The sequence below is a fragment of the Emticicia aquatilis genome (genome assembly GCF_014644295.1).
In the GTDB taxonomy this organism is placed as follows: Bacteria; Bacteroidota; Bacteroidia; order Cytophagales; family Spirosomataceae; genus Emticicia; species Emticicia aquatilis.
The window spans coordinates 67,122-80,985 of sequence record NZ_BMKK01000008.1; the positions used below are offsets into that span (position 1 = coordinate 67,122).

Consider the following 13,864-nt stretch of genomic DNA (forward strand, 5'->3'; position numbering starts at 1 on the left):
AGAACAAGTTAAAAACTTGTTCTACTTTACATTCTTTCTTCTATTTCTTTGGAAATCTTCCAATACAAAGCCACCTAAACCATTTAAACCGCTGTAATATGCACGGCCATTATTCACTTGTGTGAATTGCTGCACGAATTGCTTCAAATATGGGTCAGAGGCAATCATGAAAGTAGTAATCGGAATTTCCAAACGACGGGCTTGTGCCGCAATCGTCAGAGTCTTGTTCACAATTTTACGGTCGAGTCCGAAGCTATTTTTATAGTAATTGATTCCTTCTTTTAGGCAAGTCGGTTTTCCGTCGGTAATCATAAAAACCTGCTTGTTTTTGGTTTTTCTTCTACGCAATAAATCCATTGCCAGTTCTAAACCCGCCACTGTGTTTGTGTGATAAGGCCCCACTTCGAGATAAGGAATATCTTTGAGCTGAATCTGCCAAGCATCGTTTCCGAAAACTAAAATATCAAGTGTGTCTTTCGGGTATTTGGTACGAATCAGTTCGGCCAGAGCCAAAGCCACTTTTTTGGCGGGTGTGATACGGTCTTCTCCATAAAGAATCATAGAGTGCGAAATATCAATCATAAGCACGGTTGAAGTTTGAATCTTTGATTCTCGGTCAACCACTTCTAAGTCGCTTTCGAGGAGCATGAAGTCGTCAATTCCACCGTTGATTTGGGCATTTTTCAGTGATTCTGTCATTGAAATTTGGTCGAGTGTATCGCCAAATTGAAACGAACGAATATCACTACTTAGCTCATCTCCTGTACCCGTATATGGGGTATGGTGACTTCCACTCGATTTGGTACGTTTGAGTTTACCAAAGATTTCATCGAGCGACTGTTTCCTGATACCCTGCTCACTTTTGGCAGTCATTTTGAAAGTACCAGCTTCTTGGTTTTCTTCGGTGATATAGCCTTTTTTCTTGAGGTCGTCAATGAAATTCGCCATACCGTAATCATCGCTTGTTAGCTGATATTGGCGGTCGAGGTCGCTCATGTAGGCAAGTGCTTGTGTCACATCTCCAGCTGTGATGAGCAATAATTGCTGAAAAATATTGAGTAGTTGCTCAAATTTATTATCACCCTTCATTTCGGGTTTGAACTCAGAAAAACGGAAACCTTTCATGTGGTATTTTAAGTCGAAAAATGTCAGAAATTGAAGTGCTATTTCTAATAAACGCTTTTTATAGAGAGATAGTTTTGCTTCACGTCAAAAAGCATAAAACCAACAAAATATTGATAAAATTACCGATTATTTATATTCAAAAAAAAGAAAAATAAACATTGTTTTGCTCATTTGGGTCAATCCTGAATGCAAATTTTACTTTGGCATAGCTTTTGGGAATTTGGGTTTCCGCTTCCAACATTTTCTACTTTCTACTTATTTATACACAAATGATACCGCTTGGTAAGTTTATGGTTTTTATTGTTAGGGTGGTATATTTTTTGAAACTCTCTGGCATGTATAATATTGCTTTCCTAATAATTTATAAACATGAAAAAAGCGTTTACGCCTACTTTTCGCATTTCTGAAATAAATGTTTTTCAGAAATTATCATCTTGCAAACTACTCTTGGTTAGTGCTTTTTTGCTTCTTTACTTTAGTGGTTTTAAAACTTTAGCACAGACTTGTAAGGTAACAGATTTCCTTTATCTGAACGACCCACAAGACTACCAAACCCAAGGATTTGTTCATAAATTAAAAATCGGTTCGGGTGGTACACTAACTGAAGTTCCAAATGGTTTAGGGAATACCCCTTGGTTTCCACAAGGTGGTGGATTAGGTTCACCACATGGGTTGGGTCAAGATTTGAATGGTAATCTTTACATTGGGGCAAATTCAGATACAGGTCCAATTGCTAAAATTACTTGCGATGGTACTTTAGTAAACCTAAATTTTATAAATGATGCTGGGTTCAATATTGTTTCAAAAGATGGGTACTTATTTGTAAACTCTTCAAGCAGCAATCGTATTAGTCGTTATGCCCTTTGCGATGGTTCTGCTCAAGGATACGTAACCCTCAATGGAAGCACTCAGCTTGACTGGGGACTTTTTATTAGTCCAAATGGGACTTTTTATGCAACGACAGGCGTTGACCCTGCATTTGCAAGTGCTACTGGTAAGAAAGCAATTTATAGATTTACTCCTACTGACGCTGATTTTACTAATCATACTGATTATCAACCATTGGTATCTTCAAATGACCTACCTCCTGGAGCAGCAGCTAAAAACTTATCAATCCCCGCAGGAGGAGCATGGCTTTGGGGAATTACTGCCGATAATGCTGGTAATATGTATGTGATAGCCGAAGACCCTTGGTTTAATCATCAAGGTACAACTTGGACGGGATTTACTTGGATATTAAAATATGACCCTAATGGTAATTTAGTAGCGTGGACAAAAGATGAACAAACAACGACACCTAAAGTTGGCTTTAAAGGTGGTCGTGGTATTCTTTATTATCCTGCAGCAGATGTATTGTATGTGGCCGCTGGACAGAATGGCGATTGTGTTTCTATGATTAAGCCATCAGATTTATCTTATATCGGTGCAGCAGCAGGTAATGTTCCAAACCAAAATCCTAAAACTCTACGAATAGCTTCAGAGGCCTGCCCTGTATCAGCTTCAACAGTTGTAGATACAACTTTATGTAATTTGAAAGTTGGAGATAAGCTGTTTTTATCTCAGCTTATAGGTAAATGTAGTGCTCCAATTTGTGGTGGAACGTGGGCTGCCGATGCCGCCAATGTGGGTATGACTTTCAACCAATGTGACTTGAGTTTTACAGTAAATAATCTTTCGGGTTGTGGTAAGTTCACTTTGACGAATACAGGTGGAAGTTGTGGCGATTTTACAATTCAAGTGAATATTTCTTTCGTTGATATAAAAGCACCAGTTATTGCTGGTAGTCAGACTGTCTGCTCAACCGTTAAACCCTCAGCTTTTACAGTATCTACACCTGCGGTGAGTAGTGGAACAATTACTTATCAGTGGCAGAAGAGTACAACTTCATGTACTACCGGATTTAGTGATATTGCAGGTGCAACAAGTAGCACTTATGACCCTCCAACCACTTTATCACAAACAACTTATTATAGGTTAATTTCATCCTCAGCAGCAGGCTGCTCTCCAGCAACTAAACTGTGTAGTGATATAAGTAACTGTGTTACAGTTACGGTTAATGCAGTAACGCCTTGCGGCACCGTTACGGTAACAAAAAACTAAAAGTTCGAAAACACATACCACTGAAATAACAGAAAAAATAAAACATTCTTACGATGAAAATATTTATTCATAAATTAAAAAGCCTTGACGGTGTTGGTAGCTATACTAACACTAAAAGGCTTTATACAACATTATCAATTAGCATTTTGCTTTCATTGATAAGTTTTATATCAGTTGGACAAGGAACTTTTAGTTGGTTTAATGGTACAACTGGCAATACTTGGGCAGCTACTGATGTGACCAAATCGTACACGATTTCGTGTGGTACTGGATGTACAGTTACAGTGACCATGACCATTATTGACCCTAATAATAGGAACTGTGACCCAGATACATATAACACAAATCCATTTGATGCTGGGGGAGGATGTTTACCTTACCCTGGAGTAAGTGGACAAACAGACAATGTAACTGGTAATGGAAATATACTTGACCCATGGGATTCTGATTGTGCTCCGTTTTATACACAGACTAATGGTGCTTATGGCTTGAATTACCTTACATTTGCCATGAACTCGTTTACTCATTTAGAGGATGTTATTGTTAGGTTTACATTCTCAAAACCAGTATTTTTAAATGCCTTTACAATTGGAGATATTGATGGAAGAACTTTACTACAAGATAGAAACCAAAATCTAACAGGCTCACCTTCCACACTTTCTGTCTATGAATTACCAGGAAATTCATACCAAGATGAGGTAACTGTTACGGCCATAGGTCCGATGGGAAATGTGCCAGTTAATTATAGTGCTTTAGGAAGCTTACTAACGCAATCAGGTCAAACTGTAAGATGTACTTATGATAATACTGCTACAAATCTAACACCTGATGACCCCAGAGGAACAATAACGGTTAATACAAGTGATGCTATCACGCAATTAGATATAGCTTATTCAAATGGTCCAGACGATGCAGCTGCTGAACAAGCAAATCCAACTTGGTATAATTGGTGGGTTAATGGCGGAACATACACTTTATCTGATGGTAGAACGATTACACAACCAGCAAAAGGTGCTACTAACGGTGTAAGTGATAACCAAGCCATTAGAATTTCTGGATTTACCTTCACGGCTTGTCCAGATTTTGCATTTACTCGTACAAATGCAACGGTTTGTGCTGGAAATACAGCAACAATAGGTATTGTTCCTTCGAATGGAGCCACACCATATACATACAGCTGGACTGGACCAAATGGTTTTACTTCTACAAGCCAAAATCCTTCGATTCCAAATGTTACGACAGCACAAGGTGGAATATACACTGTAACAGCAATCGATGCAAATGGTTGCACAGGTACTTCTACTGCACAGGTTACCGTCAATCCTTTGCCAACAGCAGGTATTACAGGTACAAATAATTTGACCTGTACTACAACGAGCGTGCAACGCACAGCGACGGGTGGCGGAACTTACTCATGGTCAAATGGATTAGGTACATCTGCTACAGTAAATATTACTACAGCAGGTACCTACACTGTAACAGTCACAAATTCAACGACAGGCTGTTCAGCTACCGCCACTACGAGTGTAACGTTAAATAATACCCCACCCACAGCAGGCATTACGGGTACAAATAACTTGACCTGTACTACAACGAGCGTGCAACGCACAGCGACGGGCGGGGGAACTTACTCATGGTCAAATGGATTAGGTACATCTGCTACAGTAAATATTACTACAGCAGGTATTTACACAGTTACTGTGACCGATGCAACAAATGGTTGTACTGCTACTGCCACTACGAATGTAACTTTAAATAATACTCCACCCACAGCGGGCATTACGGGTACAAATAACTTGACCTGTACTACAACGAGTGTGCAACGCACAGCGACGGGCGGTGGAACTTACTCATGGTCAAATGGATTAGGTACATCTGCTACAGTAAATATTACTACAGCAGGAATTTACACAGTTACTGTGACTGATGCAACAAATGGTTGTACTGCTACTGCCACTACGAGTGTAACATTAAATAATACAGCACCAACAGCAGGAATTACAGGTACAAATAACCTAACCTGTACAACAACGAGCGTGCAACGCACAGCGACGGGCGGGGGAACTTATTCATGGTCAAATGGATTAGGTACATCTGCTACAGTAAATATTACTACAGCAGGTAATTATACAGTTACTGTAACAGATGCAACTAATGGTTGTACTGCTACCGCTACTACGAATGTAACGTCAAGTAATACCTCACCCACAGCAGGTATTACAGGTACAAATAATTTGACCTGTACTACAACGAGCGTGCAACGCACAGCGACGGGTGGCGGAACTTACTCATGGTCAAATGGATTAGGTACATCTGCTACAGTAAATATTACTACAGCAGGTACCTACACTGTAACAGTCACAAATTCAACGACAGGCTGTTCAGCTACCGCCACTACGAGTGTAATGTTAAATAATACCCCACCCACAGCGGGCATTACAGGTACAAATAACCTAACCTGTACTACAACGAGCGTGCAACGCACAGCGACAGGCGGGGGAACTTACTCATGGTCAAATGGATTAGGTACATCTGCTACAGTAAATATTACTACAGCAGGTATTTACACAGTTACTGTGACCGATGCAACAAATGGTTGTACTGCTACTGCCACTACGAATGTAACTTTAAATAATACTCCACCCACAGCGGGCATTACGGGTACAAATAACTTGACCTGTACTACAACGAGTGTGCAACGCACAGCGACGGGCGGTGGAACTTATTCATGGTCAAATGGATTAGGGACAGCCGCAACAGTAAATATTACAACAGCAGGTACTTATACAGTTACCGTGACTGATGCAACAACAGGTTGTACTGCCACTGCTACAACAAGTGTAACAACTGGGGGAATCACAGGGATTACAGTACAACCAAGTACATGTACTCCTGCTACTAACTCATATAGTGTTTCAGGTAGTATTTCGTTTACGAATCCACCAACAACTGGAACATTAACAGTATCTATTGGTTCACAATCAGTTGTATTCAATGCACCATTTACAAGTCCAATTTCATATACAATAACAAATTTGCCATCTGATGGGGCAAGTCATACAGTATCGGCCGACTTTAGTACAAGTTCTTGTCCAGTTACGACTACTTATACAGCACCTGTAAGCTGTGCTTGTCCTACTACGACATATCCTATTTGTGCGGGAGAGAGCTATACACTTACTGCCCAAGCTGGTTTAGCAAGCTATCAATGGTATTTAATTAATGGAACTGATACAACTGCAATTGCTGGAGCAAATTCTCAGACATATATAGCTACAGCAGTTGGAAAGTATATTTGGAAAGGTACAAATACTGCTGCTTGTGCAGTAGCATTGTGTTGCCCAGTAAATTTAGTACAAGGTAATTGCTATGGCAGCATCGGTGATTACGTATGGAGCGATTTGAATAATGATGGCCAACAAACATCAGGTGAACCAGCACTTTCAGGCGTAAAAGTATATTTACTGAATGCTTCTGGTGTGAAGATAGACTCAACGGTGACTGATGCGACAGGAAAATATTTGTTTGATAGTCTAACGACGGGCAGTTACCGAGTACAATTCGTAGCCCCAGCAGGAACGATAGCCTCGAAACAAAACACAGGAGCCGATGCGACTGATAGTGATGCCAACAAGTTGGGATTGAGCCAGTTAATCAGCATTGACACGAGTAAATTACCGACAGACAGTTTACGCAACAACTTAAACATAGATGCGGGTTTTGTACCAGTAGGTTCAATCGGCGACTATGTGTTCAATGACAAAGATGGCGATGGTATCCAAGACCCAACGGATGCACCATTAGCAGGTATCAAAGTATATTTATTAGATGCGACGACAGGGGCGAAGTTAGACTCGACCGTAACAGGGGTTAATGGTTTATATAAATTTGATAGTTTGCTAACAGGTAACTACAAAGTATCTTTTGTGATACCAGTAGGTAGTGAAGCTTCACCTAAGACAGCAGGTGGCGACCCAACAAAAGACAGCAACATCAATCCAAATGGAACAACGGATGTAATAGCAATAGACGCAACGAAACCATTGGGCGACCCATTGCGAGACAACACGAGTATAGATGCAGGTATCAAGCCAGCGTACGGCAGCATCGGTGATTACGTATGGAGTGATACCAATAATGATGGCCAACAAACATCAGGTGAACCAGCACTTTCAGGTGTAAAAGTATATTTACTAAATGCTTCGGGTGTGAAGATAGACTCAACATTAACTGATGCGACAGGAAAATATTTGTTTGATAGTCTAACGACAGGCAGTTACCGAGTACAATTCGTAGCCCCAGCAGGAACGATAGCCTCGAAGCAGAACACAGGAGCAGATGCAACTGATAGTGATGCCAACAAGTTGGGATTGAGCCAGTTAATCAGCATTGACACAAGCAAGTTACCAACAGATAGTTTACGCAACAACTTAAACATAGATGCGGGTTTTGTACCAGTAGGTTCAATCGGCGACTATGTGTTCAATGATAAAGATGGCGATGGTATCCAAGACCCAACGGATGCACCATTAGCAGGTATCAAGGTATATTTATTAGATGCCACCACCGGAGCGAAGTTAGACTCGACCGTAACAGGAGTTAATGGTTTATACAAATTTGATAGTTTACTGACAGGTAACTACAAAGTATCTTTTGTGATACCAGTAGGCAGCGAAGCTTCACCTAAGACAGCAGGTGGCGACCCAACAAAAGACAGCAACATTAATCCAAATGGCACAACGGATGTAATAGCGATAGACGCAACGAAACCATTGGGCGACCCATTGCGAGACAACACGAGTATAGATGCAGGTATCAAGCCAGCGTACGGCAGCATCGGTGATTACGTATGGAGTGATACCAATAATGATGGCCAACAAACATCAGGCGAACCAGCACTTTCAGGCGTAAAAGTATATTTACTGAATGCTTCTGGTGTGAAGATAGACTCAACGGTAACTGATGCGACAGGAAAATATTTATTTGATAGTCTAACGACAGGCAGTTACCGAGTACAATTCGTAGCCCCAGCAGGAACGATAGCCTCGAAGCAAAACACAGGAGCGGATGCAACAGACAGCGATGCCAACAAGTTAGGATTAAGTCAACTAATCAGCATTGACACAAGCAAATTACCGAGTGATACTTTACGCAATAACTTACAGATAGATGCAGGTTTCGTACCAGTAGGTTCAATCGGCGACTATGTGTTCAATGACAAAGATGGCGATGGTATCCAAGACCCAACGGATGCACCATTAGCAGGTATCAAGGTATATTTGTTAGATGCCACCACAGGAGCGAAGTTAGACTCGACCGTAACAGGGGTTAATGGTTTATATAAATTTGATAGTTTACTGACAGGTAACTACAAAGTATCTTTTGTGATACCAGTGGGTAGTGAAGCTTCACCTAAGACAGCAGGTGGCGACCCAACAAAAGACAGCAACATTAATCCAAATGGCACGACGGATGTAATAGCAATAGACGCAACGAAACCATTGGGCGACCCATTGCGAGACAACACGAGTATAGATGCAGGTATCAAGCCAGCGTACGGCAGCATCGGTGATTACGTATGGAGTGATACCAATAATGATGGCCAACAAACATCAGGTGAACCAGCACTTTCAGGCGTAAAAGTATATTTACTGAATGCTTCTGGTGTGAAGATAGACTCAACGGTAACTGATGCGACAGGAAAATATTTGTTTGATAGTCTAACGACAGGCAGCTACCGAGTACAATTCGTAGCCCCAGCAGGAACGATAGCCTCGAAGCAAAACACAGGAGCAGATGCAACTGATAGTGATGCCAATAAGTTGGGATTGAGCCAGTTAATCAGCATCGACACTAGCAAATTACCGACAGATAGTTTACGCAACAACTTAAACATAGATGCAGGTTTTATACCAGTAGGTTCAATCAGTGACTATGTGTTTAATGATAAAGACGGTGATGGTATCCAAGACCCAACGGATGCACCATTAGCAGGTATCAAGGTATATTTGTTAGATGCCACCACAGGAGCGAAGTTAGACTCGACCGTAACAGGGGTTAATGGTTTATATAAATTTGATAGTTTACTGACAGGTAACTACAAAGTATCTTTTGTGATACCAGTAGGCAGCGAAGCTTCACCTAAGACAGCAGGTGGCGACCCAACAAAAGACAGCAACATTAATCCAAATGGCACGACGGATGTAATAGCAATAGACGCAACGAAGCCATTGGGCGACCCATTGCGAGACAACACGAGTATAGATGCAGGTATCAAGCCAGCGTATGGTAGTATCGGTGATTACGTATGGAGCGATTTGAATAATGATGGCCAACAAACATCAGGTGAACCAGCACTTTCAGGCGTAAAAGTATATTTACTAAATGCTTCTGGTGTGAAGATAGACTCAACGGTGACTGATGCGACAGGAAAGTATTTGTTTGATAGTCTAACGACAGGCAGTTACCGAGTACAATTCGTAGCTCCAGCAGGAACGATAGCCTCGAAGCAAAACACAGGAGCAGATGCGACAGACAGTGATGCCAACAAGTTAGGATTGAGCCAGTTAATCAGCATCGACACTAGCAAATTACCGACAGACAGTTTACGCAACAACTTAAACATAGATGCTGGTTTCGTACCATTAGGTTCGATTGGTGATTATGTGTTTGAAGATAAGGATAAATCTAATACTCAAACGGCGGGTGATACTCCACTGGCAGGAGTCAAGGTGTATTTACTTAATGCCACAACTGGTGCTAAACTTGATTCTACAACATCTGATATCAATGGTTTGTATGTATTCGATAGTTTGGTAGCAGGCAATTACAAAGTACAGTTTGTGGCTCCTTCAGGAACATTATTGGCTGATAAGGCTTCTGGAACAGATATTACAAAAGATTCTAATCCAAACCCTTTGACTGGAATTACTGATACAATTACGCTTGATACCTCAAAACCATTAGGCGACCCAGCACGTGATAACAAGACTATTGATGCGGGTATTCAATTAATTCCTGCTTTTGGTTCGATTGGTGATTATGTCTGGACTGATACGAATAATAATGGTAAGCAAGATTCGGGCGAAGCTCCGATAGCAGGTGTGAAAGTGTATTTGTATGATGCTACAGGAACAACCAAACTTGATAGTGCCTTGACAGATGGAGCTGGAAAATACCTCTTTGATAGCTTATTAACAGGCAATTATTTGGTAAAATTCATTGCACCCGCAGGTACAATTGCAGCTAAACAAAATATTGGAGCTGATGTAACTGATAGCGATGCAAATGCTTTAGGTTGGTCACAGTTAGTGAGTATTGATGTAACAAAGGCTGAAACTGATACTTTACGTAATAATTCACAAATAGATGCAGGCTTTGTGCCAGTAGGTTCGATTGGTGATTATGTTTTCCAAGACAAAGATAATTCTAATACTCAAACCACGGGGGATGTTCCATTGGAGGGTGTGAAGGTTTACTTACTTGATGCAACCACAGGAACGAAACTTGATTCGACACTAACCGATGCTAATGGCCTTTATAAATTTGATAGCCTTATAGCTGGTTCTTATAAAGTTCAAGTAGTTATTCCAACTGGAACATTGCCAGCTACCAAAGATACGGGTGGAGATGATACGAAAGATTCTGATATTAATCCAACAGGTATTACAGATACAGTTGTAATCGATACCACAAAACCAATTGGCGACCCTGCACGTGACAACACAAGCGTGGATGCTGGTTTACAAGGTATTCCTCAATATGGTAGTATCGGAGATTATGTATGGTCTGATGCCAATAACGATGGCCAACAGGGCGTAGGTGAATCCCCAATAGCAGGCGTAAAAGTATATCTTTACGATGGCACAGGTACAATTAAGTTAGATAGTGCAATCACTGATGCTGCAGGAAAATATCTATTCGATAGCCTTCTGACAGGTTCATATAAGATAAAATTTGCAACACCAGCTGGTACAGTTCCAACATTCCAAAATACTGGCAGTGATGTAACCGATAGCGATGTAAATGATTTAGGTTGGAGCCAGTTAATCAAGATTGATGTAACGAAACCAACGACTGACTCTTTACGTAATAATACACAAATAGATGCAGGCTTTGTTCCACTTGGCTCGATTGGCGATTATGTATTTGAAGACAAAGATAATTCTAATACGCAAACGCCAGGCGACCAACCAATAGCTTGTATAAAAGTGTATTTATTAGATGGTGTGACGGGTGTTATTTTAGACAGCACAATGACTGATGCCTCAGGTAAGTATTTGTTTGATAGCTTATTAGCAGGAAGTTATAAAATACAATTTGAAGCTCCGATTGGTGGAACTTTTGTAACAAAAACTTCTGGAACTGATACAACCAAGGATTCTAATCCTGATGCGACTGGACTAACAGATGCGATTATAATTGATACCACTAAACCATTAGGCGACCCAGCACGAGACAATACAAGTATTGATGCTGGTATGAAACTCGTAGGCCCATTTGGCTCGATTGGAGACTACGTTTGGCTCGACACCAACAATAATGGTCAACAGGATTCGGGTGAAGCTCCAATTGCAGGTGTGAAAGTTTATCTCTACGATGGTACAGGTTCAGTAATTATGGACAGTACAGTAACTGACGCAGCAGGAAAATACCTATTCGATAGCTTATTTACGGCAACGTATAAAATCAAATTTGTAGCACCTGTCGGAACAATCGTTACCAAACAAAATTCAGGTGCAGATGTAAGCGATAGCGATATTAGCAATGCAGGTTGGTCGCATCCAATTACAATTGATGTAACAAAAGCTGAAACTGATACATTACGCAACAATCTAAAAATTGATGCAGGTTTTGTACCAGTTGGCTCAATTGGAGATTACGTATTCCAAGATAAAGACGATTCTAATACCCAAACGGCTGGAGATTTACCAGTACAAGGTGTAAAAGTATATTTACTAAATGCAGCTGGTGTTAAGATAGATTCGACGATTACTGATGGAAATGGTTTGTATAAATTTGATAGTTTACTTGCAGGCACATACAAAGTTCAGTTTGTAGCCCCTGATGGAACAAACATAGTAACTAAAAATTCTGGAACTGATACTGCAAAAGACTCTAATCCAGACCCTTTGACTGGTATCACAGACTCAATTGTGCTGAATACAAACGCTCCAGTAGGCGACCCAACTCGTGATATTACACAAGTTGATGCAGGTATCAAAGGACAATTACAGTATGGTTCGATTGGTGATTATGTATGGACCGATACTGACAATGATGGTCAGCAAGATTTGGGCGAAGCTCCGATAGCGGGTGTGAAAGTATTGTTGTATGATGCCACAGGAACTATCTTATTAGACAGCACCACGACTAATGGATTGGGTAAATATTTATTCGATAGCCTACTTACGGGTGATTATCGAGTGAAATTTATTGCACCAGCAGGAATGATAGCCGCAAAAGCTAATACAGGAAGTGATGTGACAGATAGCGATGCAAATGCTTTAGGATTATCGCCAATCGTAAGTATTGATGTAACAAAAGCTGAGACAGATATACTTCGTAATAATCCTCAAATTGATGCAGGTTTTGTGCCTGTTGGCTCAATCGGAGATTATGTTTTTGCTGATAATGATAAATCAAACACACAAACAGCAGGCGATACGCCAGTGGCAGGTGTGAAAGTGTACTTACTTGATGCAGTAACGGGTGCGAAGCTCGACTCGACAGTAACGAATATCAATGGACTCTATAAATTTGATAGTCTATTGGCAGGAAACTATAAGGTACAGTTTGTGGCACCTACGGGTACGGCATTAGTAACTAAAGATAGCGGTACTGATGATACAAAAGACTCTGACGCTGATACAACTGGCACAACGGGAACTATTACAGTTGATACTACTAAACCAGTTGGAGATGTTGCTCGTGATATTACATCGGTTGATGCTGGTTTAACATACAAAGTTGATTTGAAGTTGACAAAAATTGCCACAGGAGATTGTAAACGAAAAGCTGGCGATGTTGTAAGCTTCAAAGTAATGGTTAAACGTCAAGATTTGATTGTAATCGATGTTGCAGCAACAGTAAAAGATAGTCTATCTGCTAACTTTGAGTTTGTCAGTGCAACTGCAACCGAGGGTACATATAACAATGCAACTGGTATTTGGAGTGGTATCTCATTGGCTAAGGGAGATTCAGCGGTCTTGACTCTAAATGCAAGAATCAACCAAGGAGCAACTGGATTGGTTTGTAACGATGCTTGGATTCAGACTATGGACAAAGATGACTTTGATTCGATTGCTGGAAATAAAGTTGAGTCAGAAGATGATTTTGCCAGAGCTTGTGTGAGTGTTCCGTTGCCAGTTTGTACGGCACTTGGAGAAAAAGCTGAACTCACAGCACCAGCAGGATATACATCTTATCAATGGTTCAAAAATGGTCAAGCCATCACAGGAGCAACGAGTAGTACATACATGGCTACAACTTTCGGTGAATATACCGTAACTGTTAACAACGGAAGTTGTCCATCAACAGGTTGTTGTCCGATTTATGTCGATGAATTCTGCGATTGTCCACCAACTATTTGTGTGCCTTTCGTGATTCAAAAAACAAAATCTAAAAAGTAATTAGAAAA

Annotated in this window: 3 protein-coding genes; 2 read left to right on the forward strand and 1 reads right to left on the reverse strand. The window is 40.7% G+C overall.

Annotation, left to right across the window (positions count from 1 at the left end):
* Positions 1 to 21: 21 nt before the first annotated feature.
* The gene (locus IEX65_RS18725) at positions 22 to 1,125 is read right to left on the reverse strand and encodes a vWA domain-containing protein (RefSeq protein ID WP_188768174.1); all 1,104 of its coding nucleotides are present in this window, start codon (positions 1,123 to 1,125) and stop codon (positions 22 to 24) included.
* Positions 1,126 to 1,494: 369 nt separating this feature from the next.
* Between IEX65_RS18725 and IEX65_RS18730 the strand changes: the two genes are divergently transcribed.
* Together IEX65_RS18730 and IEX65_RS18735 are read left to right on the forward strand one after the other, a co-directional pair.
* A complete protein-coding gene (locus IEX65_RS18730; protein WP_188768175.1) occupies positions 1,495 to 3,225 on the forward strand; it encodes a DUF8696 domain-containing protein in 1,731 nt (576 codons plus the stop codon).
* A gap of 53 nt (positions 3,226 to 3,278) precedes the next feature.
* Positions 3,279 to 13,856 carry an SdrD B-like domain-containing protein gene (locus IEX65_RS18735; RefSeq protein WP_188768176.1) on the forward strand — a complete coding sequence of 3,526 codons (10,578 nt, stop codon included), beginning with the start codon at positions 3,279 to 3,281 and terminating at the stop codon, positions 13,854 to 13,856.
* Positions 13,857 to 13,864: the final 8 nt, after the last annotated feature.

What these genes read in the sequence shown, in the direction of transcription:
- IEX65_RS18725 (WP_188768174.1), bottom strand. Translation starts at nt 1,125, where the DNA reads ATGAAAGGTTTCCGTTTTTCTGAGTTCAAACCCGAAATGAAGGGTGAT.
- IEX65_RS18735 (WP_188768176.1), top strand. Translation starts at nt 3,279, where the DNA reads ATGAAAATATTTATTCATAAATTAAAAAGCCTTGACGGTGTTGGTAGC.
- IEX65_RS18730 (WP_188768175.1), top strand. Translation starts at nt 1,495, where the DNA reads ATGAAAAAAGCGTTTACGCCTACTTTTCGCATTTCTGAAATAAATGTT.